Raw genomic sequence first — 25,039 nt, forward strand, 5'->3', positions numbered from 1 at the left:
GGGGGAACAATGCGGCGAGTCGCCTCTGGCTGGACGGCACTGGCTGCCGTGGTCGCGCTCGCCGCCTGCTCAGCCACGCCCCCCGCAGGCGGCGGCACCCAGAGCAAGCCGACCAGCCCCTCCGTCCAGCATGCCGACTTCCTCGTCTTCTACGCCGCGGGCCGGCACCAGCAGGCGCTGAAGGCCGTCGAGCGGGCGGGCGGCACCACCGTGGGCGAGGACCCCAGGCTCGGCTACCTCCTGGCCGACGGCGGCGGCAGGACCTTCGCAGAGGACCTGGGAACCGACCCGGCCATCGTAGGTGTCTCCCCGGATCGGGCCATCGGCTCGACCGCGGCCCGCCGTACCGGACCCGCGGCCCGCCGAACCGGACCCGCGGCCTTTCCCGACGCGTCGGCGCTCCTCGCGAGCCGCCCCGGCGAGCCGCTCGCCGGCCTCCAGTGGGACATGCGGATGATCGGCGCCGACCGCGCGAACGCCAAGGTGCCCGGCAGCAGGCAGGTGCTGGTCGGGGTCATCGACACCGGCATCGACGGCAAGCACCCCGACATCGCCGCCAACTTCGACCGCGAGCTCAGCCGCAACTTCGTCACCGACAAGCCCAAGGACGACAACGGCGAGACGCTGGACGGCCCGTGCGAGGCCAAGGACTGCAAGGACCCGGTCGACGAGGACGACGACGGCCACGGCACCCACGTGGCCAGCACCATCGCCGCCCCGATCAACGGCATCGGCATCGCCGGCGTCGCCCCGGACGTGCGGCTGGTGAACATCCGGGCCGGCCAGGACTCCGGGTTCTTCTTCCTCAAGCCCAGCCTCGACGCGCTCACCTACGCCGCCGACATCGGCGTCGACGTCGCCAACATGAGCTATTTCGTCGACCCCTGGCTGTTCAACTGCACGAACAACAAATCCGACTCCAGGAAGCAGCAGCTCGAGCAGCAGGCCATCATCACCGGCATGCAGCGGGCCATCGACTACGCCCGCGGCAAGGGCGTCACCCTGGTCTCCGCGCTCGGCAACGGCGCCGCCGACCTCGGCCGCCCCACGGTCGACGACAAGAGTCCCGGCTACCCCGAAGGCGAGCAGAAGGTCCGCAGGGTCGACAACTCCTGCATCAACGTGCCCGCCGAGTCCAACGGTGTCATCTCCGTCTCCTCGATCGGCCCCTCCGGACGCAAGGCCATCTACAGCGACTACGGCGTCGAGCAGACCGACCTGTCCGCCCCGGGCGGCGACGTGCTCGACGGCACGGGCGCCAAGGCCACCCGGTCCATCCTGGGCGCCGCTCCCGAGCGCGTGCTGCGCGCCGCCGGCCGGATCGACGCCTCGGGCAACCCGAAGGGCGCGGACGTCGTACGGGACTGCACGCGCAGACCGTGCGCCTACTACCAGTACCTGGACGGCACCTCCATGGCCGCCCCCCACGCCACCGGCGTCGCCGCCATCCTCATCAGCCGCTTCGGCAAGCCTGGCGCCGGCGGGGCGCTGTCCCTCGCCCCCGCCACCGTCGAGGACCTCCTCTACAAGAGCGCCGTCCAGAAGCCGTGCCCGACACCCCGCCAGTACGTCTACAAGTCCTACGGCCAGACCGACACGCACATGTGCGAAGGAGAGCAATCCCGTAACGGTTTCTACGGACGAGGCATGGTGGACGCCTGGAAGGCGGCTACCTTCGAACCATGATGTATCGCCTCGTCGCGGACGCCGCGATGATGGTGCACTTCCTGTTCCTCGCCTACATGGCGGTGGGCGGATTCCTGGCGTGGCGGTGGCGGCGGACGATCTGGGCCCACCTCGCCGTGGTCGCCTGGGGCGTGTTGTCGGTCGTCACCAGCGTAGAGTGCCCGCTGACCCTCGCCGAGGACTGGGGGCGGCGGCAGGCCGGGACGCAAGGGCTGCCGGCGTCCGGCTTCATCGACCACTACATCGAGGGCGTGATCTACCCGGAGGAGTACACGAACTTGGCACGCCTGGGGGTAGCCGTTCTCGTGCTGTTCTCCTACGTCGGGTACGTTCTCCGGCGTCAATGACTGCCAAGTGGTCTGTACCAATTAAGGTAGGACTCGTGACTCGTCGCGCGAAAATCGTCTGCACCCTAGGCCCTGCCACTTCGTCCGAAGAACGCCTCCGCGAGCTGATCGCCGCGGGCATGGACGTGGCGCGGTTCAACCTCAGCCACGGCAATCATGACTTGCACCGAGAGGTCTACGACCGCGTGAGGAGGGTGGCGGCCGATCTCGGCCGTGGCGTAGGCGTGCTTGCCGACCTGCAGGGCCCCAAGATCCGCGTGGGCACCTTCGAAGAGGGGCCAGTCAGGCTCGGCTTCGGCGACGTCTTCGCCATCACCACCGAAGACGTGCCGGGAGACCGCGAGCAGGTCTCCACCACCTACAAGGGGCTGCCCTACGACGTGCGGTCTGGTGACACGATCCTGGTCGACGACGGCCGCCTCGTGCTCGAGGTGACCCGGGTCGACGGCGATCGCGTCGTCACCCGCGTCGTCATCGGCGGCATGATCTCCGACAACAAGGGCCTCAACCTCCCCGGCGTCAACGTCAGCGCGCCCGCGCTGACCGACAAGGACGAGGCCGACCTGCGCTGGGCGCTGCGCACCGGCTGCGACATGATCGCCCTGTCCTTCGTCCGCCGCCCGTCCGACGCCGACGTGGTGCGCAACATCATGGAGCAGGAGGCCGTGCGCCTGCCGCTGCTCGCCAAGATCGAGAAGCCGCAGGCCGTCGACCGCCTCCCCGACATCATCGAGGCCTTCGACGGCATCATGGTCGCCCGCGGCGACCTCGGCGTCGAGCTGCCCCTGGAGCAGGTGCCGATCGTGCAGCGGCGCATCATCGAGCTGTGCCGCGAGAAGGCCCGCCCGGTCATCGTCGCCACCCAGATGCTCGACTCGATGATGAGCGCCCCGCGCCCCACCCGCGCCGAAGCCTCCGACGTGGCCTACGCCGTCATGGATGGCGCCGACGCGATCATGCTGTCGGGCGAGACGTCGGTCGGCAACTACCCGATCGAATCCGTCTCCACGATGGACCGCATCGCCTGCGCCGCCGAGGCCTCCTCCCTGCGGGCCACCCACACGCTGGAGCGCATGCCCGAGACCACAGGCGGCGCCATCGCGCGGGCCGCGGCCGAGGTGGGCGCCATCGTGGGCGCCAAGGCGCTGGTGGCCTTCACGATGTCAGGCGAGACGGCGCGGCGGCTGGCCCGCTACCGCTCGCCGATCCCGCTGCTGGCCTTCACCTCGGCCCCCCACGTGCGGGGGCAGCTGTCGCTGACGTGGGGGGTGGAGACGTTCCACGTGCCGTTCGTGCATCACACCGATGACATGGTGCGGCAGGTCGAGGCGTCGTTGTTGTCGCTGGGGCGGCTGGAGAAGGGGGACAAGGTGGTCATCGTGGCCGGCTCGCCTCCCGGCACCCCGGGCTCCACCAACGCCCTGCGCGTCCACACCATCGGCTCGGCGGTGTCCCACGCGAGTTAGGTCTTCTATTTTTACGGCAGGCCACCTGGGCTCCAACCGCCGACGCTGGTGACCGGCCCTCCAGGGGGACGGTTACCAGCTTCACCGCCGCGCCGCCGTGACGGCGCAACCTTGACCAAGACCGTGGTCTGCGGCTGGGCCGTGTGGCGCGCCGTCGGGGACGGTTCATGGTGCCGCAACGCAGTGCGCTACCCGCTACGCGCCGGTCCTGAGCTCCGCTGCGTTGCCTGGCTGCGAGCCGCCGCTGTCGTGCTGCGCCTCAGCGGGACTCCGTTGCCGTCTTGTCGGCTTGCGCCACGGCGCGACTCCGTTGCCGCTCTGTCGTGCTGCGCCACGGCGCGACTCCGTTGCCGCTCTGTCGTGCTGCGCCACGGCGCGACTCCGTTGCCGCTCTGTCGTGCTGCGCCACGGCGCGACCCCGGTGCCGTCCTGTCGGCCTGGCGCCACAGCGCGACCCCGATGCCGCGCTGCAGGCCTGCGCCACAGAGCGGTGCCCGAAGTCCTCGTGCCGGCGCCTGGACCGCAGCACGGTGCCCGAAGTTCTCGCGCCGGCGCCTGCGTCAACAGAACGGCGTCCGAAGTCCTCGCGCCTGGCGTGCTGAGCCAGGTTCTTGCCCTTGCGTCGGTGTGCTCTGCGCGTGGCGGCTGGGCCTTCTTGCGGCGACGCCCTTGCTCCGGGGCCTTACGCACGTGGCCGGCTGCCGTGCCGTGGTCCGGAAAGACGGTCACGGGGCAGCCGGCGTGCCTACCCGGGGCCGGGTTGGCCGGCTCGCCTCAGTTGGCGTGGAGGGCGGCGTTGAGCTCGATGCCGGTGCCCGTGCGGGGGACCGCCTCGACGGCGCCCGACTGGGAGTTGCGCCGCAGGAGGATCCCGTTCGCGCCGGACAGCTCGGCCGCCTTGACCACCTTGCCGTCGGGGAGGGCGACCTTCGTGCCCGCCGTCACGTAGAGGCCGGCCTCCACCACGCAGTCGTCGCCCAGCGAGATGCCGATGCCGGCGTTGGCGCCCAGCAGGCAGCGCTCACCGATCGAGATGACCTGCTTGCCGCCGCCCGAGAGCGTACCCATGATCGAGGCGCCGCCGCCCACGTCGGAGCCGTCGCCGACCACGACGCCCGCCGAGATCCGGCCCTCGACCATCGAGGAGCCCAGCGTGCCGGCGTTGAAGTTCACGAAACCCTCGTGCATGACCGTCGTGCCGCCGGCCAGGTGCGCGCCCAGGCGTACCCGGTCGGCGTCGGCGATCCGCACGCCCGACGGCAGCACGTAGTCCACCATCCGCGGGAACTTGTCCACCCCGTAGACCGTCACCGCGCCCCTCGCCCGCAGCCGCAGGCGGGTCTGCTCGAAGTCCGGCACCGGGCACGGCCCGAAGTTGGTCCACACCACGTTCGCCAGCAGGCCGAAGACGCCGTCCAGGTTGGCCCCGTGCGGCTTGATCAGGCGGGCGGAGAGCAGGTGCAGGCGCAGGTAGACGTCGTGGGCGTCCACGGGCGCCTCCGGCAGCTTGGCGATGCCGGTGCGCACCGCCACCACCTCCACGCCCCGCGCCGTGTCGGGGCCCGTCAACGAGGCCAGCTCACCGGCCTCGGCGGCGGACAGCCGCGCGGTGCCCGAAAGGGGCGCCTCGCCCAGCTCGGGAGCGGGGAACCAGGTGTCGAGTACGGTGCCGTCGGCGGCGATGGTCGCGAGGCCGACGCCGAACGCGCCGGTCGAGGTGGGATCGATAGCAGTCGTCACGGGCCCCAAAATACCGGTACGCGGCTCACCCGAGAGCACCAGGCCGGGGGTGGGTCAGCCAAGGGCGCCCAGGTCGGCCGAGAGCCAGCGTTCCGGGCGCATCACGAATGTCACGAGCGCGTGCAGGTCCGCGCCCTGCACATAACCCGCCGCCGCGTCCGGCGGCAGGTATCGGGCGGAGATGCGGGTCAGGTCCTCCAGCGTCGTGGGATCGGTACGCACGACAGGCCCCTCCACTGACACGTACCGATACGTCGGGCTGACCCGCTGGACCAACATCGAGAACCGGCCCGCCTTCGCGATCAGCTTCGCCTTGACCGAGTCGCCGTCCGTCAGGAAGCGGAGCTCCCCGCCGGGGCTGTAGTCGTACCAGACGGGCACCGCCAGCGGCGCCCGGCCCTCGCCCGCCTCGACCGCCAGGCCTGCGATGTGCGGCTCCGCCAGGAAGGCCTCCCGCTCCGCCACGCTCAACGGCATCCCGCCCACCCCCGTATTCGTTGATCTCCAGTCGGCTATTCCCGGTGGGAGCGGTCCCGAAAAGCCGCCACCCGTCGTCAGGCCGGCGCGGGGGACAGGCGTTCGGCGACGGCCGAGGCCGTGCGCACGAAGGCCGCGAGCGCCCGTGACCGCGTTCGCTCCGGCCAGGCCAGCACCACCGTCGTCGGCGGACCGTCCAGGACCGGCACGACTACGAGGTCGCGCCCGAGGTGAGGCGTCACCGACTCCGGCGCCATCGCGATCAACCGGCCCAGCGCGACCAGCTGCATCAACGTCGCGGGATCGTTGATGTCCGCATGCTGCCTCGGCCACAAAGGGGCCGGATCGGCCTCGAGCTCGGCCACGCGCACGAACGCCCGCCCCGTCAGCCGGTGCCCTCGGGGGACGATCGCGACGCTGCCCTCCACCCGGAGCGGCTCGCTGTCGAACCCTGCCAGGTCCTCGTACGGGATGTGCAGGAACGCCACGTCCGCCGTGCCGTCGCGGACCAGCCGCGCCCGCTCCGCCACCCCGCACAACACCAGCTCCACCTCGACGGCGTCCGGATGAGCGCGGTACGCCTCCAGGATGTCCGGCAGCAGCCCGCCATCCCCGCCCGGCTTCAGCGCCACCACCAAGCAGGGCTCCGTACGGCTGGCCCGCTGGGTGCGCGCCGCCGCGGCGGCCGCCGCGTCGAGGACCTTGGCCGCCTCCCTGGCCAGCACCTCGCCCGCCGCGGTCAGCGAGACCCCGCGACTGGACCGGTCGAACAACCTCACCCCCAGCCGCCGCTCCAGCTTCTGGATCGCCCGCGACAACGGCGGCTGCGCCATCCCCAGCCTTTCGGCCGCCCGCCCGAAATGCAGCTCCTCCGCGACCGCCAGGAAGTAGACCAGCTCGCGCGTCTCCATACCCTCAGGGTATTGCCCGCGACCCAGCCGGTGTTGGCCTCGCGACGACCTCCGGTGATGTGCTTCCCGACATGACCGACAACACCACGGCCCTGGTGACCGGGGCCAACAAGGGAATCGGATACGAAGTCGCCGCAGGACTCGCGGCCAAGGGCATGACCGTGCTGCTCGGCTCCCGCGACCGCACGCGCGGCGAACAGGCCGCCGCCCGGCTGCGCGCGGCCGGAGGCGACGTTCGGCCGATCGTGCTCGACGTCACCGACCCGGCCACGATCGAAGCCGCGGCCGCCGGCCTGCCCCGTCTCGACGTGCTCGTCAACAACGCCGGCATCTCCGGCCCGCTGCTCGGACTTCCCAGCACGACGACGGCGGCGACCGTGCGGGAGGTGTTCGAGACGAACGTCATCGGCGTCCTCATGGTCACCAATGCTCTGCTGCCCCTGCTCAGACGCTCACCCGCGGGCCGCATCGTCAACGTCTCCAGCGGCGTCGGCTCCCTCGGCCACCACACCGACCCCGAGCACTACATGTCCGGCCTGCCGGCCTCCGCCACCTACCCGGTGTCCAAGACCGCGCTCAACCAGCTCACCGTCCAGTACGCCAAGGAGCTCAGCAAGGACGGCATCCTCGTCAACGCCGCCGCCCCGGGCGCCTGCGCCACCGACTTCACCAAGGACCTGCCGTTCCCGATCACCCGCACGGCTGCCGAGGGCGCCGCCGTCATCGTCAAGCTCGCCACCTTGCCGCCGGACGGGCCGACGGGCGGCTTCTTCGACGACGCGGGAACGGTGCCCTGGTGAGTGGGGCCGACGTAGAGCGGCTCGCTACGGTGCCGGAAGCGGGATTCGAACCCGCACGCCCTTTCGAGCAGACGCTTTTGAGGCGTCCATGTCTGCCATTCCATCATTCCGGCTGAAAAATCCGGACTTGTCCGGATCGTTGGCACACCCCACCGCCAATGTTGATCAGCCGCAGGGCGCCAGCGTGGCTCCAATGTACCGGACGTCGGTACTCTTCTGCTCGTGAGTACGCAGCGGCGAGTAGTGATCGCGGAAGACGAGGCCCTGATCCGCCTCGACCTCAAGGAGATGCTCCAGGAGGACGGCTACGTCGTCGTGGGCGAGGCCGGGGACGGTGAGCAGGCGATCCGGCTGGCCGCCGAGCTGAGGCCCGACCTCGTCATCCTGGACGTCAAGATGCCGGTGCTCGACGGCATCTCAGCGGCGGAGCGGATCGTGGCGGAGCGGATCGCCCCGTGCCTGATCCTGACCGCTTTTTCCCAGCGTGACCTGGTGGAACGGGCGCGGGACGCGGGGGCGATGGCCTATCTGGTGAAGCCGTTCACGAAGGCGGATCTGGTGCCGGCCATCGAGATGGCGGTCAGCAGGCACGAGGAGATGGTCGCGCTGGCGGCCGAGGTGTCGAGCCTGTCGGAGCGGCTGGAGACGAGGAAGCTGGTGGAGCGGGCGAAGGGTCAGCTGATGACGCAGCACGGCTGGACGGAGCCGCAGGCGTTCCGGTGGATTCAGAAGGCGTCCATGGACCGGCGGTTGAGCATGCGTGAGGTTGCCCAGATCGTTATAGACGACGCGGCCGAGCGGAGCTGAGCGGGGTCGTCGCGGCCGCGATCCGCTCCTACCGGGTGCCGGCTGCGGTTCTCCGGGGCCGGCCGATGGTCAGCCTTCCAGGCCGCACACCTTGGCCGCCCACTTGATGAGGCGATCCCGCTCCGGCTGGGGCGGCGTCACGATGACCACGCGTTCCTGGCCTCCGTCGACGCTGGCCCGCACGGGGAACAGGAAGGCCTTCTTGGCCTCGGCGAAGGCGTGTGCGTCGCAGCGGCCCGGGGTGAGCGTGATAGGCACCTCCAGTCGCTGCGCGCCGGCCTCGAGCGTCCCGAGCGGCCGCCGTTCGGGCGTGACGATGTAGTGGGTGGTGCCACCCATGTCGCTCAGTGTCACCTTGCCAGGGGTGCGGCGGGTGATCACCAGCGTGCCCAGCATGGCTTTGCCCGACTGCTTCCATTCCGGGCCGAACTCGATGCCGGCCACCTGCTTGATCAGGTATTCGGAGCATTCGTCACGCAGCAGTCTGGCCAGCAGCGGGTCGGGGTGGGGGACGTTGAAGACCACCTTGTGCGGCTGTTCTGAGCCTGTGCTGAGGTGGGCCACGACCGTGGCCGGGCGCACCTCGGGCAGGCCCTGAGGCAGGCAGTTGCCGGCGCCGTAGGGGATGCGCAGGTCCGTACGCTCCGTCCGCTTGATGATGGCGTCGGTTTTTTGTGCGGGGAGCGTTTTGAACGAGGGCGTGACCAGTTGGAGGTCGGCGAAAAACACTGGCGTGTTCGTCGTATTGCGGACGGCTACGTGGATCGCGTGCAATGGTTCGTCGGAGCGCCACTGCACCAGTGAGACAGATACGCCGGCGGGCGGTGTGGCGGGAGGCGGCGAGGGTGGCTCGGACGTGGAGCAACCGGCGGCGAGCATGGCGACGGCAAAAGCCCGGGTAAAACGCTTCACTCGATGCACTTTAAGCGTCCTTGCCCAGGTCCGTAAGTTGAGGACTGATTACGACTCCGCATCCAAGTGCCGACAGTTCCTCCCAGGATCTGGTTGGAACACGCAACGTTTTGTACGTTTCCGTTATTCGATCGGGAACGCTCAGCGGTGCTGAGGGATCCCGAACTGATTGAAGGAGACACTTCATGATCCGCATTGCTCCCGTGGGGCGGGCGCTGGCTGTCGTGGCTGCCACCAGCCTCGCCCTGACAGCCTGCGGCGGTGGCGGCGGCGACACCGCCACGCAGACTTCGCCAAGTTCTGCGGCCCCCGCCTCATCGGCACCCGCGGCGAAGGGTGATGGCACTCTTACCCTCGGCACGCTGCTGCCCCAGACCGGTTCGCTCGCCTTCCTCGGCCCGCCCGAGTTCGCCGGGGTCGACCTGGCGCTCAAGGAGATCAACGAGGCCGGTGGCGTGCTCGGCAAGCCGGTCGCCAAGTTCGACACGGACTCTGGCGACACGACCACGAACATCGCCTCGCAGTCGGTCGACAAGCTGCTGGCGCAGAAGGCCGACGCCATCATCGGCGCCGCGTCATCGTCGGTGTCGCTGTCGGTGATCGACAAGATCACGGGCGCGGGCGTGGTGCACTTCTCGCCGGCCAACACCTCCGACGAGCTGACTACGGTCGCGGACAAGAACCTGTTCTTCCGCACGTCGCCGCCGGACAAGCTGCAGGGCCGCGTGCTGGGTGACCTCATCGTGGCCGACGGCAACGACACGGTCGGCATCATGGCGATGCAGGACTCCTACGGCACGGGCCTGGCCGACCAGGTGCAGAAGACCGTCACCGACGGCGGCGCCGAAGTGGTCGAGCGCGTGGACTACGACCCGAAGGCCGCCGACTTCTCGGCCGACGTGGCCAAGCTCAAGGCGAAGAACCCCAAGGGCATCGTCCTGATCGGGTTCGAGGAGACCGCCAAGGTGGTGCAGGAGCTGGTCAAGCAGGGCCTGCCGGCCGACAAGCACAAGTGGTACATGGTTGACGGCAACACGTCCAACACCAACTACCTCAAGATGCCCAAGGGCACCCTTGACGGCGTCAAGGGAACCATCCCCGGTGCCGCGGCTCCGGAGGACTTCCAGACGAAGCTCCGCGAGGTGAACCCCAAGCTCGAGGACTTCAGCTACGCCCCCGAGTCCTACGACGCGGCCAACCTGATCGCGCTGGCCGCCGAGGCCGCCAAGAGCGACGCGGGCGTCGACATCGCGGCCAAGCTGGCGGAGGTCAGCAAGGGCGGCGACAAGTGCAAGAGCTTCAAGGAGTGCGTCGACCTGCTGAAGGCCGGTAAGGACTTCGACTACGACGGCGTGAGCGGCCCGGTCGAGTTCAACGACGCCGGTGACCCGGCCGTCGCCACCATCGGCATCTACCAGTACGGCGCGGACAACAAGTACGCCACCAAGGCGCTCGAGTACCGCACCGGCAACATCGCCGGCTAGTACACGCCAGCAGCAAGCAACAGGGCCCGGCCGCCACGGCCGGGCCCTTCGCTATTCGCAGCCCGCCACGATCCGGTCGGCGGCCGCCCGGTACCGCTTCAGCAGTGCCACCTGCCGCGCACGTGGCACGTCGTTCCTGGACAGCCCCGCGGTCGTCGTCTTGACGGTCTCCACGGCCCCGCTGAGCGAGCCGGGCAACCGGTCGCCGAACTGCAGCGTGATGCCGCGGGCCTCCGCCAGGCGGCCGATCAGGGCGTCCTCGAAGTGTTGCCGGTCCTCCTGGCCCCTCGGCTCCAGCATGAGGCCGGCGTACCCGATGGCGGAGACGACGCGGGCGCAGGGGCTGTCGGCGGGGTCTCCGCCGGTGCTGTACTGCTGCGCCCCTGTCTGCTTCCGGGGGGACTCGTCGTCCTGGCAGCCGACGAGCAGGACGGGCAACATGAGCGCGACTGCCGCTAAACGTTTCACAGCGCTCATTAAAAAACGGCGAAGGGGCCCCTGGGGAGCCCCTTCGCCGTATCGATCGGGATTTACGCCTTGGCCAGCGTGCCGAGGTACAGCTCGATGACCTTGGGGTCGTTGGCGAGCTGCCGCCCGGTGCCGGTGTAGGCGTTGCGGCCCTGGTCGAGGACGTAGCCGCGGTGGCAGATCTGCAGGCAGCGGCGTGCGTTCTGCTCCACCATGATCACCGTGACGCCCGCCTTGTTGATCTGCTGGGCCTGGAGGAACACCAGGTCCTGCAGCTTGGGGGACAGGCCGGCGGACGGCTCGTCGAGCAGCAGCACCGACGGCTCGGTCATGAGTGCCCGGGCCATCGCGACCATCTGCCGCTCACCGCCGGACAGGGAGCCGGCGCGCTGCTTGCGCCGCTCCTTGAGCGCGGGGAACAGCTCGGCGACGAACTCGAAGCGCTCCTTGAACTTCGCGGGCACCTGGAAGGCGCCCATCTCGAGGTTCTCCTCGATGGTGAGGCTGGGGAAGACGTTGTTGTTCTGGGGGACGTAGCCGACGCCGCGCGAGACCAGCGAGTGCGCCTTCATGTTCGTGATGTTCTCACCCTTGAGCAGCACCGTGCCGCTGCGGATGTTGACCAGCCCGAACATGGCCTTGAGTAGCGTCGACTTCCCGGCGCCGTTGGGGCCGATGATGCCGATCAGCTCGCCGTCTTTGACGTAGAGGTCGGAGCCGTTGAGGATGTTGACGCCCGGCAGGTAGCCGGCGATCAGCTCGTCGCACCGCAGCACGGCGTTCTCGGCGCCCTCCAGGTGGGCGCTGCGGTCGGTGACGGCCGCCTTCGACTGGGCGGCAGGCTCTGCGGCGTTCACTTCTGCGTCTCCTCTTCGATCTCGGCCTCCAGCGCCGCCTCAGCCTCGTGCAGCTGAGCCTCGAGCTCGGTGTCCGACAGGGGCGCGTCGTGGTGCGCCCCCAGGTAGGCGTCGATCACACGTTCGTCGGACATGATCGTCGACGGCGGGCCCTCGGCGATGACCGCACCCTGCGCCATGACGACCACCCAGTCGCTGATGTCGCGGACCATGTCCATGTCGTGCTCGACGAACAGCACCGTCATGCCCTGCTCACGCAGGTCCTTGACGTGGCCGAGCAGCGACTGGGTCAGCGCCGGGTTGACGCCGGCCATGGGCTCGTCGAGCATGACCAGCTCGGGCTGCACCATGAGCGCGCGGGCCATCTCCAGCAGCTTGCGCTGGCCGCCGGACAGCGATCCGGCGAAGTCGTCGCGCTTGGCGTCGAGCTTGAACCGGGCCAGCAGTTCTTCGGCCCGCTCCGTGATCTCGTCCTCCTGCCCGCGCCAGAAGCTCGGCACGAGGGCTCGCCAGAAGGTCTCGCCCTTCTGCTGCTGGGCGCCCAGGCGCATGTTCTCCAGCACCGTCAGCCTGGACAGCGCCTTGGTGAGCTGGAAGGTGCGCACCATGCCCGAGCGGGCCACCTTGTGCGCGGGCACGCCGCTCATGGAGCGCCCGTTGAACGTCCACGAGCCGGAGTCGGCCGTGTCGAAGCCGGTGAGCTGGTTGAAAAACGTGGTCTTGCCCGCTCCGTTGGGCCCGATCAGCGCGGTGATGGAGCCGCGTTGGATCTCGACGTGGTTCACCTCGACGGCGGTCAGGCCGCCGAACCGGCGCACCACGTTGTCCACCACCAGGATCGGGTCCGGCTTGGGCACTCCGGGCTCGCGGGCCAGGTCCTTGAAGACGGCCAGCGCGGCGGCCTTGCGGTCGGTGGTCATGGCTTCAGCGTGCATCGATTGCTATCTCCCTCTTGTCACCGAAGATGCCCTGTGGCCGGAAGACGAGCAACAGGATGAGGCCGAGACCGACGAAGATGTACCGGAACGCACCGACCTGACTGGTGTCCATGAAGGTGATGTACCCGGCGGCGACCGCCTCGGTCAGGATGCCGTAGACCAGGACGAGCAGCACCCAGAACATCATCGACCCGACGATGGGGCCGAGGACGCGGGCGGCGCCGCCCAGGATGACCATCGTGTAGAGGAAGAACGTGGTCTCGGTGCCGAAGATGTCCGGCTGGACCGAGCCGAAGGCCAGGCCGTACACGAAGCCGCCGAGACAGCCGACGACGCCGCCCAGGATGAGCGACTGCATCTTGTACGAGAAGACGTTCTTGCCGAGGCTGCGCACGGCGTCCTCGTCCTCGCGGATGGCCTTGAGCACGCGGCCCCATGGGCTCTTCATCAGCAGGTAGACGATGCCACAGCACAGGGCGATCAGCACCCAGCCGACGAGTATCACCCACAGCTGCCAGTGGGGGAAGAAGATCGGCACCGGGCCGAGGTTGAAGCCATAGTCCCCTTCGGGGAAGGGGTTCAGTGCGTAGAACCCGTCGGAGAAGCCGCGCCGTCCGTCGGAGCCGCCGAAGACGCTCTTGAACTGCACCGAGCGGAAGACGAGCCGGATGATCTCGGCCACCGCGATGGTGACGATGGCTAGGTAGTCGGCGCGCAGATGCAGCGTCGGTATGCCCATGATGATCGCCAGGAGCACCGCGGCCGCGATGCCGATGGCGATGCCGATCCAGAAGGGCAGGCCCAGGACGGTGACGGTGACGGCGAGCCCGTAGCCGGCCACGCCCATGAACGCGGCCTGGCCGAAGTTGAGCAGGCCGGTGTAGCCGAAGTGGATGTTGATGCCGATGGCGGCGAGTCCGTAGAGCACCGTCTCCACGCCGATGGCGGCCTTGATGGTGGTGCTGAAGATCGTGATCCAGTCCATTCTGATCCTCCCCCGATCAGCCGATCCGCTCGCGGCGGCCCAGGATGCCCTGCGGCCGGACGAGGAGCACGATGATGAGCACTGCCAGCGCGCCGACGCTCTTGAGCTCCGGCGGCACCCACAGCGTGGAGACCTGGATGAACAGGCCCACCACGAGCGAGCCGACCAGGGCGCCGAAAGCGGTGCCGAGGCCGCCGAGCGTCACGCCGGCGAAGATGAGCAGGAGGATGTCCTGGCCCATCGTGTACTTCAGGTTCTGCGAGAGCCCGAGCATGATGCCGGCCAGCGCGGCGATGGCGGCGCCCACGGTCCAGATGATCCTGATCACCCGGTCGACGTTGATGCCGGACGAGGCCGCGAGAGCGGGGTTGTCGGCCACGGCGCGAGCCGCCTTGCCGGTCCGGGTGCGCATCAACGCGAAGCCGACGACGACCAGAACAGCCAACTCGATGCCCATGGCGTAGAAGTTCTTGGGGGCGGCGGAGATCGGCCCGACCTCGATGCCCGGCTGCGCGGTGTACTGCGCGTAAGCCTCGGTCTGGCCCCCGAAGAAGATCAGGAACGCGTAACGCATGAAGAGCGCCACGCCGATCGAGATGATCATCATGGCGATGGTGCCGGTGCCGCGCCTGCGCAGCTGGCCCCAGAACAGGCGGTCCTGGCCGTATCCGAGCCCCCCGGCCACCACGACCGCGATCAACGCGGCGGGTATCAGATGGAGCCCGAAGCCCACGTTGAACGCGTAGGCGAGGAGCGCGCCGAGCGTGACCAGCTCGCCGTGGGCGAAGTTGGTCAGGCCGGTCGTGCCGTAGATGAGCGACAGACCGAGCGCGGCCAGGGCGATGATGAGGCCGAGGTTGAGTCCCTCGAAGGTCAGCTGTGCGGCCTGCGTCCAGAACGTGCTGCCGCCGGTGTCGTCCTGCGGCTGCTGGCCCGGGGCCGTCTTGGGCTGGAGGGCGAACAGGACCGTGGAGCAGTTGCCCTCATAGACGGTCGGCGTGCGGACGTTGCTGCCGCCGCGCACCTCGGCGTTCTGCGGAAGGGTGCTCGGATCCAGGGTGACCTTGTACTTGCCCGGGTCCTCTAGCTGAACGTCCCAAGTGCCTTGAGCGTTGGTGGTGACCTCCTTGACGGGTTGTCCGCCCTCGGTGGCCACCGAGATTTTGGCGCCGTTCACTGGCTGGCCTTGGAGTTTGAGTGTTCCCCTCAGTCCCTGGCAGTCGGCGGGACCCGCGTGGGCGGGTCCGGCCAGCAGGAAGACGAGTCCACCCAGGAAGGCCGTGAACGCGATCACGGCTCTGCGCAATGGTGCTCCCTCAAAAGTTAGGTCAAGGCGGGGTTGTGCCCCTCCATCTCGACACGCGCGCATCGCAGGCACAACTGGGATGCAATGGCGGGAGCCTAATCCGGTGACGCCCGGTTCAGTATCGTTCGTCACCAATTAGTGACAACTGTGTGTCACTCATGTGAGGAAACAACACGCCAGGTCAGGGGCTACATAGGGGGAGACGCCTGGCGCTTCGCAGAGACAGATCAGTAACGATTTTACGAAAACATGGACGAGCCCACGGGGTGGCCTTTGGGGCCGTGTAGGGCGGAACATCCCGCTTGCGCGGAGCCAACACATGATCCACTGGGCCTCCGCGCGGGCTCACGGGAGCATCCCCGCAGGCGCGGGCCGATACACGTTATCTACTGGGCCTCCCCGCAGGCTCGCCCGTCCGGACAACCGTAGCGACCCACGGGGGCGCAGCGCAAAGGATCCACTGAAGTGACCGCAGGGTCAGCGGTCCCGCAGCAGGCAGGTGAGGCGGGAGGTGCACACGCGTCGCCCCTGCTCATCGGTGATCTCGATGTCGTACGTCGCCAGCGTGCGGCCGCCGTGCAACCTGGTGGCGACGCCCGTGACGTACCCCGAGGAGGCCGCGCGGTGGTGGGTGGCGTTGATCTCGATGCCCAGCGCGAGGCGGTCGGGACCGGCGTGGATGGCCGCGGCCACCGAGCCCAGCGTCTCGGCGAGGACTGCCGAGGCGCCGCCGTGCAGCAGCCCGTACGGCTGTGTGTTGCCGTCCACCGGCATCCGGCCCACGACCCGCTCAGGCCCGGCTTCGAGGAACTCGATCCCCATGCGCTGGGCCAGCGTGCCGTCGTGCATGTCGCTCAGCACAAGGAGATCCTGGGGGTTGGTCTGCGTCAAAGGGACGTCTCCACTCTTCCGAGCTCAGGTTTTCTGTCGCAGTCGCAGACTAGGCTGCGGGTGTGCCGAAGAGTGAAGTGACCCCCAACCGCCCATGCCTGTTGCTGCTCGACGGGCATTCGCTGGCCTACCGCGCCTTTTTCGCGCTCAAGGACGCCAACCTCATGACCACCGACGGTCAGCACACCGAGGCGGTCTACGGGTTCACCTCGATGTTGACCAACGTCCTGCGCGACGAGCAGCCGACCCATGTGGCGGTGGCCTTCGACAGGTCGGAGCCGACCTTCCGTCATGAGGAATACTCCGACTACAAGGCCAACAGGAGCGAGACGCCCGAGGACTTCCGCGGGCAGATGCAGCTCATCTTCGAGCTGCTCGACACGCTGCGCATCCCGCGCCTGTCCAAGGCCGGGTTCGAAGCCGACGACCTCATCGCCACGCTCGCCACCCGCGCCTCCGCGCAGGGGATGAGCGTCCTCATCGTCACCGGCGACCGTGACGCGCTGCAGCTCGTCGACGACAAGGTCACCGTCCTGATGACCCGGCGCGGCATCAGCGACATGACGAGGTTCACGCCCGAGGCGGTCGAGGAGAAATACGGCCTGACCCCGGCGCAATATCCGGACTTCGCGGCCCTGCGCGGCGACCCCAGTGACAACCTGCTGAGCATCCCCAGCGTGGGGGAGAAGACCGCGGCCAAGTGGGTGCGCGAGTTCGGCTCGCTGACCGCACTCGTCGACCGGGTCGACGAGGTCAAGGGCAAGGTCGGCGACAAGCTGCGCGAGCACGTCGCCCAGGTGCTGATGAACCGGCGGCTCACCGAGCTGCTGCGCGACGTCCCGCTGGAGGCCGAGCTCGAGGACCTCCAGCAGGGCACCTGGGAGCGCGAGGAGATCAACAAGCTGTTCGACACCCTGCAGATCCGCGGCGAGTTGCGTGAGCGCGTGTTCAAGGTGCTCGGCACCGGCGAGCAGGAGCCCGACCAGGGGTTCGAGGTCGAGACCGTGCTGCTCGGCCCCGACCGGGTGGCCGGCTGGCTGGCCGCGCTGCCCGAGGGCCGCGCCGGGCTCGCCGTCAAGGGCGTCTACGGCAGCGGCACCGGGCGCATCGACGCCATCGCCATCGCCTCGCCCACCGGCACCGCCGCCCACATCGACCCCGTCAAGCTCACTGAGGCCGACGAGGCCGCCCTGCGGGCCTGGCTGGCCGACGAGACCAAGCCCAAGGCCGTCCACGACGCCAAGGGGCCCATCCTGGCCCTGTGGGCGCAGGGCATGGAGCTGCGCGGCCTCGGCTGTGACACCGCCCTGGCCGCCTATCTGGCGATGCCGGGGCAGCGCACGTTCGCGCTGGAGGACCTGGCCCGCCGCTACCTCAACCGCGACCTGCGGGCCGAGGAGGAGTCCCACGGGCAGGCGGCGCTGTTCGGCGACGACGAGGACGCCCCCGCCAAGGACCTCGCGTTGCGCGCTCACGCCGTGCGGGAGCTGGCCGAGGCCCTGGAGCGCTTCCTCGCCGGGCGCGGTGGCACCCACCTGCTCGGTGAGGTTGAGCTGCCGCTGCTGAGCGTGCTGGCCGAGATGGAGCGCGCGGGCATCGCCGTCGACAGCGAATACTTCGCCGGCCTGGAGGCCGAGTTCGGCGCCGCGGTCAAACACGCGGTGGAGGAGGCGCACCGCGCCGTCGGCGAGCAGTTCAACCTGGGCTCGCCCAAGCAGCTGCAGGAGATCCTCTTCGTCAAGCTCAACCTGCCCAAGACCAAGAAGATCAAGACCGGCTACAGCACCGACGCCGACCAGCTCGCCTGGCTCGCCACCCAGACCGACCACGAGCTGCCCACGATCATGCTGCGCCACCGCGACCAGCAGAAGCTGCGCACCACGGTGGAAGGGTTGATCAAGGAGGTCGGCGACGACGGGCGCATCCACACGACGTTCAACCAGATCATCGCCGCCACCGGCCGGCTCTCCTCGGAGAAGCCCAACCTGCAGAACATTCCGATCCGCACCGCCGAGGGCCGCCGCATCCGGCAGGGCTTCGTGGTCGGCGAGGGCTACGAGACGCTGCTGACGGCCGACTACAGCCAGATCGAGCTGCGGATCATGGCCCACCTGTCGGGCGACGAGTCGCTGATCGCCGCCTTCGAGTCCGGGCACGACTTCCACCAGGCCACCGCGGCCCGCGTGTTCGACCTGCCGCCCGAGCAGATCGACGGCGACCTGCGGGCCCGCATCAAGGCCATGAACTACGGCCTGGCCTACGGGCTGTCCGACTTCGGGCTGTCCGCGCAGCTCAACATCCCGGTGGCCGAGGCGCGGGCGCTGAAGGAGGAATACTTCCAGGAGTTCGGCGGCGTACGCGACTTCCTGCACGCGATCGTGGCCCAGGCGCGCACCGACGGCTACACCGAGACGATCATGGGCCGCCGCCGCTACCTGCCCGACCTCACCAGCGACAACCGCCAGCGCCGCGAGATGGCCGAGCGGATGGCGCTCAACGCCCCCATCCAGGGCTCGGCGGCCGACATCATCAAGGTCGCCATGCTCCACGTGCACCAGGCGATCCGCGAGGAGAGGCTGGCCTCCAGGATGTTGCTCCAGGTTCACGACGAGCTCGTGTTCGAGGTGGCGCCAGGGGAGCTGGAGCAGCTCAAACAGCTCGTGTGCGACCAGATGAACGCCGCCTATCACCTGCGGGTGCCGCTGGAGGTCTCCGTGGGCGTCGGGCGCACGTGGGAGGACGCCGGGCACTGACCTCCGCGGGCGCTCACGAGGGCCGGCCCCGCGCGGACGGGCGCTGACCTTCGCGAGCGCTCACGAGGGTCGGCCCGCGACGCCGGGCGCTGGCCGTCCGCGCGGGCGCTCGCGGGCGCGGCCCTATGGGGATCTCCACTACCCTGGAGTGTCTTTTCCCCCGAGCGGCACGGGAGTTCTGTGCGGGTATCAGCGTCCCTCACGAGGATCATCGGCCTCGCGAACGTCGTCGTGGTCACCGTGGCGATCATCGGGCTGAGCCTCCTGCCGACCGGAGCCCGGCCGCACGCCAAGCCACAGGCCGGCGCCAAGCCGCAGGACACCGTCCCGGCGCCCACCCTGACCCCGGTCGGCCAGCCCCCTGGGATCGTGGCCACGCCCGAGTTCGCCAGGCAGGTGGGGGCCAACGAGTTAGGGAAAGTGCCGGTCCTGATGTACCACCGGCTCCTCCGCAAGCGGATGGCCTCCCTTGACCGCACGCCCGACCAGCTCATGAAGGAGCTGGAGAAGCTGGCGAAGAGGGGTTACGTGCCGATCACCGCCGCGGAGTTCGCCGCCGGCGACATTCACGTGCCGGCGGGCAAGTTCCCGGTGGTGCTGACGTTCGACGACGGGCATCCCAGCCACTTCGCGCTGGACGTGAACGGCAACCCCGCTCCGGACACGGCCGTGGCCGTCATCCAGGACGTGGCCGCCCGTTATCCGGGGTTCCGGCCGGTCGCCACGTTCTGGGTCAACAAGGAGCCGTTCGGGCTGCGCGACCACGCCTCTCAGGCGGCCGCCTTACGGTGGCTGACCGAGCACGGCTACGAGGTGGCCAACCACACCTGGGGTCACGCCAACCTGCGCGCGCTCAAGAGGAAGCGGGTCCGCGAGCAGATCGTCCGCCTCGAGCGGCTGTTCAAGAAGCTCGGCGCGCCGTCGTCCACGACCATGGCGCTGCCGTACGGGGCGTTACCCCGCGACAAGAAGGCGGCGCGGACCGGATCTTGGGATGGCAGCCGGTATGATTTCTCCGGCGTGTTCCTCGCCGGAGCCGAGCCGTCGCTTTCGCCCTACGCGAAAAATTTCGATCGAGGGGCGATCCAGCGGATCCAGAGCAACGGCAAGGCAGGCGAGTGCCGCAAGTGGTGCTCGCAATACTGGCTGGAATGGCTGGACAAGCACCCTGGCGAGCGTTACGTCTCCGATGGAGACCCTGACCGGATCTCCATGCCGGAGGAACTTCAGGGTAATATCGTCGCCAAGCGAGGGCTCCAGGTCATCGTCTATTGACCTCTCCCCGGATTGACCCCGTGCCCCAGGTCTCATATGCTGATCGCTGCGCTGTGGGCTCGCGCGCGCCTCAGACGGAGCGGGCTCGCGCTCGGTCACGTCGATGTCGTAATTCCTCGGCTTGATGCGGAAGAGGGCCTGCCGCGCATCCGCCACATCGACATCCTGTCCGCGTTCGGAGCAATTCCACACATGACGTCCAGCACTGAGGCCACCTCGAGCACCCCGCAGGTAGCGGTCAACGACATCGGGTCCGAGGAAGCCTTCCTCGCCGCGATCGACGAGACCATCAAGTACTTCAACGACGGTGACATTGTTGAGGGCACCGTCGTCAAGGTCGATCGAGACGAGGTCCTTCTCGATATCGGCTACAAGACCGAGGGTGTCATCCCCTCGCGCGAGCTTTCGATCAAGCACGATGTCGATCCGGCTGACGTCGTGGAGGTCGGCGAACATGTCGAGGCCCTGGTTCTCCAGAAGGAGGACAAGGAGGGCCGGCTGATCCTGTCCAAGAAGCGCGCCCAGTACGAGCGCGCCTGGGGCACGATCGAGAAGATCAAGGACGAGGACGGCATCGTCACCGGCACCGTCATCGAGGTCGTCAAGGGCGGCCTCATCCTCGACATCGGGCTGCGCGGCTTCCTGCCGGCCTCCCTGGTCGAGATGCGCCGGGTCCGCGACCTGCAGCCCTACGTCGGCCGCGAGCTCGAAGCCAAGATCATAGAGCTCGACAAGAACCGCAACAACGTGGTCCTGTCGCGCCGCGCCTGGCTCGAGCAGACGCAGTCCGAGGTTCGCCAGACGTTCCTCAACACCCTCCAGAAGGGTCAGGTCCGCAAGGGCGTCGTCTCCTCGATCGTCAACTTCGGCGCCTTCGTCGACCTCGGTGGGGTCGACGGCCTGGTCCACGTGTCCGAGCTGTCCTGGAAGCACATCGACCACCCGTCCGAGGTCGTCGAAGTCGGCCAGGAGGTCACGGTCGAGGTCCTCGACGTCGACATGGAGCGCGAGCGCGTCTCCCTGTCGCTCAAGGCCACCCAGGAAGACCCGTGGCAGCAGTTCGCCCGCACCCACCAGATCGGCCAGGTCGTGCCGGGCCGCGTCACCAAGCTGGTGCCGTTCGGTGCGTTCGTCCGGGTCGAGGAGGGCATCGAGGGTCTGGTCCACATCTCCGAGCTGGCCGAGCGCCACGTGGAGATCCCGGAGCAGGTCGTCCAGGTCGGCGACGAGATCTTCGTCAAGATCATCGACATCGACCTCGACCGCCGTCGCATCAGCCTCTCGCTGAAGCAGGCCAACGAGGGTGTCGGGACCGAGGTCGAGTTCGACCCGACGCTCTACGGCATGGCGGCGACCTACGACGACCAGGGCAACTACATCTACCCCGAGGGCTTCGACCCGGAGACCGGGGAGTGGCTCGAGGGCTTCGACAAGCAGCGCGAGGAGTGGGAGCGGCAGTACGCCGAGGCCCAGCAGCGCTTCGAGGCTCACAAGAAGCAGATCGAGGAGGCCCGCAAGGCCGAGGCCGAGGCGGGCGAGGCTGCTCCTTCGACCTACAGCGGCGAGACCCAGCCCCAGCAGGGCGGCGGCACCTCGTCGTCGGCTCCCGCCAGCGGCGCGCTCGCCTCTGACGAGGCGCTTGCGGCCCTGCGCGAGAAGCTCGCGGGCGGCCAGAGCTAAGGCATCTAGCCCCTTCCTGAGGCCCCGCACGGTTCGCCGTGCGGGGCCTTTTGGCATGCTCGCCCGGCGACGGCGCTGGGCTCATCCGCGTTGGGTGGCGGCGCTGGGCCGCTTGGCATGCGTCCGGTGGCGGCGTAGGGGCGCGTTGTGCGGCGGGCGATCGCGCGGGAAATGCGGAAGGAACCTTGCCGCTTTCGACTTTAACGTCGTACGCATGGATGAGATCAAGCGTTTCCGCATCGAGATCCCCCAGGCCGACCTAGAAGACCTGAAGGAACGACTGCGGCGGACCAGATGGGCCGGCCAGTTGCCGGGCGGAGGGTGGAGCCGTGGCGTGCCGGTGGAGTATCTGCGCGAGCTGGCCGCGTACTGGGCCGACGGGTTCGACTGGCGGGCCCAGGAAGCCAAGCTGAACGCCTTCCCGCAGTTCACCACCGAGATCGACGGGCAGTCGATCCACTTCCTGCACGTACGCTCTCCGGAGCCGGACGCGGTGCCGCTGATCATCACGCACAGCTGGCCGAACTCCGTCGCCGAGTTGCTCGACGTCATCGGCCCGCTCACCGACCCCCGTGGCCACGGGCTCGACCCCGCCATGGCCTTCCATGTCGTCGCGCCGTCGCTGCCCGGGTTCGCGTTCTCGCCGTTCCCCGAGCCTGCCGACGGGCGGCCGTGGAGCATCGAGCGGGTGGCACGCACGTGGGCCGAACTGATGCGCAGGCTCGGGTACGACCGGTACGGCGCGCACGGCAACGACGCCGGAGCGCTGGTGACGCCGCAACTGGCCGTGCTGGACCATGAACACCTGGCCGGCGCGGTCATCACAGCCGGCCTCGGCATCCCCACCGGCGACCCCGCCGAGCTGGAGGGGGCAAGCGAGGAGGAGCTGGCCGAGCTCAAGGAACTGGCCGAGCGGATGGCGGGCGGGAGCGGCTATGGGCCGTATCTCGCCGCCCGGCCGCAGACGCTGGCCTACGGGTTCGCGGACTCGCCGGTGGCGCAGCTGGCCTACCTGGTCGAGCGGTTCAAGGAGTTCGACGGGTGGGGATCGCAGGACGAGCCCATCGATCGCGACCTGGTGCTGACGAACGCGAGCGTGTACTGGCTGACGGGGACCGGTGGCTCGTCGTCGTGGACGTATTACGAGGGCGCGGCCGGCATGCCGATCGACCAGACCGCGGTGCCGACCGGGGCGACCCATGGCGGCCCGGCGCTGCTGCGGCGGATCGCCGAGCGCAAGAACAACATCGTTTACTGGGGGGATGCCCATTCCTCCAGTCACATGGTGGCCATGGCGGCTCCGGACTCGCTGGTGGAGGGCATCCGGGCATTTTTCCGGATTATTGGGTAACCGAGGTGTGCCCGATCCTTCTTGGCGGTTGACGCGGCCGACATGCCCGCCGCGGCCACGCCGAACGGGTAGGGTGCTGCGCGTGATGATCGAACGGGCGGTGGCGGCGGACGCGGGGGAGATCCTCACCGTGCAGCGGGCGGCGTACGTGAGCGAGGCCCAGCTCTACGGCGACCCTTACATCCTGCCGCTCGTGGAGTCGCTGGAGCAGCTGCGGAAGGTCATCGAGACCGCCGTCGTGCTCAAGGCGCTCGACGCCGGCCGGATCGTCGGCGCCGTACGCGGGCAGGTGTCCGGCACCACCTGCCTGGTCGGTCGCCTTGTCGTCGCCCCCGACCGGCAGGGCCAAGGGCTGGGCACGGCCCTGCTGAGCGCGCTGCACGAAGAGCTGCCGGAGGCCACGGCGTTCGACCTGTTCACCGGGCACCTGTCGGAGGTCAATCTGCGGCTCTACCGCCGCCTGGGCTATCGGGAGACGCACCGTGAGCGGATGGACGATCATCTGACGATGGTTCACCTGCGCAGGCCGCGGCCAGATCGATCCCCTCCTCAGCAATGATCATGGCGCGGCCCATGTCGTCGTCGACCCAGTTCCAGCCCCACCGCCACTCCGAACCCGCCGGATGCTGGGCGTTGAGCCGGTCGAGCACCGGCTGAAGCCTGGACGCGGGCACGACGATCTGGTGCCGGCCCCGCCACGGCACGTACACGGGTGGGTCGATCGGCGGCACCCGCACGCCGTGCTCGCGCAGTGCCTCGACCACCCGTGCCGGGTCCAGGCCGAACATGTGGAGCGGCGTCGCCTCCCTGTTCTGCGCCTCGTACGCCAGCGCGAGCAGCCAGTGCTCGGGTGCCGGGCTCCGGTCCCCGGCGGCCAGCGCCAGGCCGGTGGCCATGCCGTACAGCTTGTGGAAGGCGGGGTTGGCGAAGCCGCCCGCGCCGTGTCCGGGCCTCGTGCGGCGGCGCGGCAGGCACTCCAGCGCCCGCGCCCGATCGAGCCCGGCCTCGGCGAGTACGTGGGCGGCGATCGAGTCGACGGCCAGCAGGGCCAGCACGATGTGCGGCGGCCCCACCCAGTCGTCGCCGACCGCCGTGGCCTGGTCGTGCGCCGCCCCTACGATCGTGGTCGTCATACGTCGATGATGACCCCGTATGCGACATTGGTGGATAGGCTTTCCCGGTGTTGAAGATTGGGCTCACCGGCGGCATCGGCTCCGGTAAGAGCGAGGTGTCCAAGCGGCTCGCGGCCAGGGGTGCCGTCGTGATCGACGCCGACAAGATCGCGCGCGAGGTGGTCGAGCCCGGCACGGTCGGCCTGGCGCGGGTGGTGGCCGCGTTCGGGGAAGAGGTGCTCCGTCCCGACGGCTCGCTCAACCGGGAGAAGCTGGGGTCGATCGTCTTCGCCGACTCCGAGCGGCTGGCGGCGCTCAACGCGATCGTCCATCCCCTGGTGGGGGAGCGGGTGGCGCAGCTGCAGGGTGCGGCGGCCGATGACGCGATCGTCGTGTACGACGTGCCGCTGCTGGCCGAGAACAAGCTGGCCCCGATGTACGACGTGGTCATCGTGGTGGACGCGGCCGACGGCGTGCGGATCAGGCGGCTGGCCGAGCACCGGGGGATGGCCGAGTCCGACGCCAAGGCCCGCATCGCGGCGCAGGCGAGCCGGGAGGAGCGGCTGGCCGTCGCGGATATCGTGGTCCCGAACGAGGGCTCGCTGGAGGAGCTGGACATGCGGGTGAGCGAGGTGTGGGAGGACCTGCGCCGGCGCGCCGCCCGCGGCTGACCGCGAACCGTCTGCGATCCCATCCCTTTTGCGCGCTCCGACCGCGCTCCGGACCGCGCCCCAACCGCGCCCCAACCGCGCTCCGGACCGCGCCCCGACCGCGTGCCGGCTTGCCCCGGACG

General features: G+C 69.1%; 22 protein-coding genes, 1 tRNA gene and 1 pseudogene. 12 read left to right on the forward strand and 12 right to left on the reverse strand.

The window, feature by feature from the left end; translation table 11 throughout:
• Positions 1–9 precede the first annotated feature (9 nt).
• The 3 genes from Q9G87_RS41250 to pyk are packed head-to-tail and all read left to right on the forward strand — an operon-like array spanning position 10 to position 3,499.
• A complete protein-coding gene (locus tag Q9G87_RS41250) occupies positions 10–1,686 on the forward strand; it encodes a S8 family peptidase (protein WP_305922043.1) in 1,677 nt (558 codons plus the stop codon).
• Positions 1,683–2,033 (forward strand): DUF2784 domain-containing protein, encoded by a 351-nt coding sequence (locus tag Q9G87_RS41255; protein ID WP_305922044.1) that lies wholly within the window; start codon positions 1,683–1,685, stop codon positions 2,031–2,033. The genes Q9G87_RS41250 and Q9G87_RS41255 overlap by 4 nt, the downstream gene beginning before the upstream one ends.
• A 35-nt stretch (positions 2,034–2,068) precedes the next feature.
• Complete coding sequence (gene pyk, locus Q9G87_RS41260; protein ID WP_305922045.1) at positions 2,069–3,499, forward strand: pyruvate kinase; 1,431 nt, start codon at positions 2,069–2,071, stop codon at positions 3,497–3,499.
• Positions 3,500–4,273: 774 nt separating this feature from the next.
• Here pyk and dapD read toward each other — a convergent pair.
• The 3 genes from dapD to Q9G87_RS41275 all read right to left on the reverse strand — a co-directional run bounded on the left by dapD (position 4,274) and on the right by Q9G87_RS41275 (position 6,627).
• Positions 4,274–5,239 carry a 2,3,4,5-tetrahydropyridine-2,6-dicarboxylate N-succinyltransferase gene (dapD, locus tag Q9G87_RS41265; protein WP_305922046.1) on the reverse strand — a complete coding sequence of 322 codons (966 nt, stop codon included), beginning with the start codon at positions 5,237–5,239 and terminating at the stop codon, positions 4,274–4,276.
• A gap of 54 nt (positions 5,240–5,293) precedes the next feature.
• Positions 5,294–5,716, reverse strand: coding sequence for a pyridoxamine 5'-phosphate oxidase family protein (locus Q9G87_RS41270; protein WP_305922047.1), 423 nt, complete (start codon positions 5,714–5,716; stop codon positions 5,294–5,296).
• Between the two features lie 77 nt (positions 5,717–5,793).
• Complete coding sequence (locus Q9G87_RS41275; RefSeq protein ID WP_305922048.1) at positions 5,794–6,627, reverse strand: LysR family transcriptional regulator; 834 nt, start codon at positions 6,625–6,627, stop codon at positions 5,794–5,796.
• Between the two features lie 71 nt (positions 6,628–6,698).
• Between Q9G87_RS41275 and Q9G87_RS41280 the strand changes: the two genes are divergently transcribed.
• The gene (locus Q9G87_RS41280; protein WP_305922049.1) at positions 6,699–7,427 is read left to right on the forward strand and encodes an SDR family NAD(P)-dependent oxidoreductase; all 729 of its coding nucleotides are present in this window, start codon (positions 6,699–6,701) and stop codon (positions 7,425–7,427) included.
• 30 nt (positions 7,428–7,457) lie between these two features.
• Here the strand turns inward: Q9G87_RS41280 and Q9G87_RS41285 are convergent.
• Positions 7,458–7,540: transfer RNA gene (locus Q9G87_RS41285), tRNA-Leu, on the reverse strand.
• A gap of 109 nt (positions 7,541–7,649) precedes the next feature.
• Between Q9G87_RS41285 and Q9G87_RS41290 the strand changes: the two genes are divergently transcribed.
• On the forward strand, positions 7,650–8,234 hold the full coding sequence (locus Q9G87_RS41290) for an ANTAR domain-containing response regulator (RefSeq protein WP_305922050.1): 585 nt from the start codon (positions 7,650–7,652) through the stop codon (positions 8,232–8,234).
• Between the two features lie 69 nt (positions 8,235–8,303).
• Here Q9G87_RS41290 and Q9G87_RS41295 read toward each other — a convergent pair whose 3' ends face one another.
• Positions 8,304–9,146 (reverse strand): hypothetical protein, encoded by an 843-nt coding sequence (locus Q9G87_RS41295; protein ID WP_305922051.1) that lies wholly within the window; start codon positions 9,144–9,146, stop codon positions 8,304–8,306.
• A gap of 185 nt (positions 9,147–9,331) precedes the next feature.
• On the opposite strand from Q9G87_RS41295, the gene Q9G87_RS41300 reads away from it, so the two are divergent.
• Positions 9,332–10,630 (forward strand): ABC transporter substrate-binding protein, encoded by a 1,299-nt coding sequence (locus tag Q9G87_RS41300; RefSeq protein ID WP_305922052.1) that lies wholly within the window; start codon positions 9,332–9,334, stop codon positions 10,628–10,630.
• 51 nt (positions 10,631–10,681) lie between these two features.
• Here Q9G87_RS41300 and Q9G87_RS41305 read toward each other — a convergent pair whose 3' ends face one another.
• From Q9G87_RS41305 to Q9G87_RS41330, 6 genes are all read right to left on the reverse strand, one after another.
• Positions 10,682–11,098, reverse strand: a complete 417-nt coding sequence (locus Q9G87_RS41305) for a hypothetical protein (protein ID WP_305922053.1) — start codon at positions 11,096–11,098, stop codon at positions 10,682–10,684.
• Between the two features lie 62 nt (positions 11,099–11,160).
• Positions 11,161–11,955 (reverse strand): ABC transporter ATP-binding protein, encoded by a 795-nt coding sequence (locus Q9G87_RS41310; RefSeq protein ID WP_371825905.1) that lies wholly within the window; start codon positions 11,953–11,955, stop codon positions 11,161–11,163.
• Complete coding sequence (locus Q9G87_RS41315) at positions 11,952–12,875, reverse strand: ABC transporter ATP-binding protein (protein WP_305922054.1); 924 nt, start codon at positions 12,873–12,875, stop codon at positions 11,952–11,954. The genes Q9G87_RS41310 and Q9G87_RS41315 overlap by 4 nt, the downstream gene beginning before the upstream one ends.
• Before the next feature lie 4 nt (positions 12,876–12,879).
• Positions 12,880–13,878 carry a branched-chain amino acid ABC transporter permease gene (locus tag Q9G87_RS41320; RefSeq protein WP_305922055.1) on the reverse strand — a complete coding sequence of 333 codons (999 nt, stop codon included), beginning with the start codon at positions 13,876–13,878 and terminating at the stop codon, positions 12,880–12,882.
• A 16-nt stretch (positions 13,879–13,894) separates the two neighbouring features.
• Positions 13,895–15,184 (reverse strand): branched-chain amino acid ABC transporter permease, encoded by a 1,290-nt coding sequence (locus Q9G87_RS41325; RefSeq protein ID WP_305922056.1) that lies wholly within the window; start codon positions 15,182–15,184, stop codon positions 13,895–13,897.
• Between the two features lie 477 nt (positions 15,185–15,661).
• Positions 15,662–16,033, reverse strand: coding sequence for a PaaI family thioesterase (locus Q9G87_RS41330; RefSeq protein WP_305922233.1), 372 nt, complete (start codon positions 16,031–16,033; stop codon positions 15,662–15,664).
• Positions 16,034–16,137: 104 nt separating this feature from the next.
• Between Q9G87_RS41330 and polA the strand changes: the two genes are divergently transcribed.
• From polA to Q9G87_RS41355, 5 genes are all read left to right on the forward strand, one after another.
• Positions 16,138–18,828, forward strand: coding sequence for a DNA polymerase I (polA, locus tag Q9G87_RS41335; RefSeq protein ID WP_305922057.1), 2,691 nt, complete (start codon positions 16,138–16,140; stop codon positions 18,826–18,828).
• A gap of 180 nt (positions 18,829–19,008) precedes the next feature.
• Complete coding sequence (locus Q9G87_RS41340) at positions 19,009–20,103, forward strand: polysaccharide deacetylase family protein (RefSeq protein WP_305922058.1); 1,095 nt, start codon at positions 19,009–19,011, stop codon at positions 20,101–20,103.
• Between the two features lie 192 nt (positions 20,104–20,295).
• Positions 20,296–21,783, forward strand: a complete 1,488-nt coding sequence (gene rpsA / locus Q9G87_RS41345) for a 30S ribosomal protein S1 (protein WP_305922059.1) — start codon at positions 20,296–20,298, stop codon at positions 21,781–21,783.
• Positions 21,784–21,997: 214 nt separating this feature from the next.
• The gene (locus Q9G87_RS41350) at positions 21,998–23,134 is read left to right on the forward strand and encodes an epoxide hydrolase family protein (RefSeq protein WP_305922060.1); all 1,137 of its coding nucleotides are present in this window, start codon (positions 21,998–22,000) and stop codon (positions 23,132–23,134) included.
• An 85-nt stretch (positions 23,135–23,219) separates the two neighbouring features.
• Positions 23,220–23,693, forward strand: coding sequence for a GNAT family N-acetyltransferase (locus tag Q9G87_RS41355; protein ID WP_305922234.1), 474 nt, complete (start codon positions 23,220–23,222; stop codon positions 23,691–23,693).
• 433 nt (positions 23,694–24,126) lie between these two features.
• Here Q9G87_RS41355 and Q9G87_RS41360 read toward each other — a convergent pair.
• A pseudogene (locus Q9G87_RS41360) lies at positions 24,127–24,267 on the reverse strand (Clp protease N-terminal domain-containing protein); the annotation flags it as partial.
• A 47-nt stretch (positions 24,268–24,314) separates the two neighbouring features.
• Here Q9G87_RS41360 and coaE point away from each other — a divergent pair.
• Positions 24,315–24,917 carry a dephospho-CoA kinase gene (coaE, locus tag Q9G87_RS41365; protein ID WP_305922061.1) on the forward strand — a complete coding sequence of 201 codons (603 nt, stop codon included), beginning with the start codon at positions 24,315–24,317 and terminating at the stop codon, positions 24,915–24,917.
• Positions 24,918–25,039 lie beyond the last annotated feature (122 nt).

Origin of the sequence: Nonomuraea turcica, from assembly GCF_030718205.1 — a bacterium.
Lineage (GTDB): Bacteria > Actinomycetota > Actinomycetes > Streptosporangiales > Streptosporangiaceae > Nonomuraea.

What these genes read in the sequence shown, in the direction of transcription:
- Q9G87_RS41250 (WP_305922043.1), top strand. Translation starts at nt 10, where the DNA reads ATGCGGCGAGTCGCCTCTGGCTGGACGGCACTGGCTGCCGTGGTCGCG.
- Q9G87_RS41255 (WP_305922044.1), top strand. Translation starts at nt 1,683, where the DNA reads ATGATGTATCGCCTCGTCGCGGACGCCGCGATGATGGTGCACTTCCTG.
- Q9G87_RS41270 (WP_305922047.1), bottom strand. Translation starts at nt 5,716, where the DNA reads ATGCCGTTGAGCGTGGCGGAGCGGGAGGCCTTCCTGGCGGAGCCGCAC.
- Q9G87_RS41275 (WP_305922048.1), bottom strand. Translation starts at nt 6,627, where the DNA reads ATGGAGACGCGCGAGCTGGTCTACTTCCTGGCGGTCGCGGAGGAGCTG.
- Q9G87_RS41280 (WP_305922049.1), top strand. Translation starts at nt 6,699, where the DNA reads ATGACCGACAACACCACGGCCCTGGTGACCGGGGCCAACAAGGGAATC.
- Q9G87_RS41300 (WP_305922052.1), top strand. Translation starts at nt 9,332, where the DNA reads ATGATCCGCATTGCTCCCGTGGGGCGGGCGCTGGCTGTCGTGGCTGCC.
- Q9G87_RS41315 (WP_305922054.1), bottom strand. Translation starts at nt 12,875, where the DNA reads ATGACCACCGACCGCAAGGCCGCCGCGCTGGCCGTCTTCAAGGACCTG.
- Q9G87_RS41320 (WP_305922055.1), bottom strand. Translation starts at nt 13,878, where the DNA reads ATGGACTGGATCACGATCTTCAGCACCACCATCAAGGCCGCCATCGGC.
- Q9G87_RS41330 (WP_305922233.1), bottom strand. Translation starts at nt 16,033, where the DNA reads ATGCACGACGGCACGCTGGCCCAGCGCATGGGGATCGAGTTCCTCGAA.
- rpsA (WP_305922059.1), top strand. Translation starts at nt 20,296, where the DNA reads ATGACGTCCAGCACTGAGGCCACCTCGAGCACCCCGCAGGTAGCGGTC.
- Q9G87_RS41350 (WP_305922060.1), top strand. Translation starts at nt 21,998, where the DNA reads ATGGATGAGATCAAGCGTTTCCGCATCGAGATCCCCCAGGCCGACCTA.
- Q9G87_RS41355 (WP_305922234.1), top strand. Translation starts at nt 23,220, where the DNA reads ATGATCGAACGGGCGGTGGCGGCGGACGCGGGGGAGATCCTCACCGTG.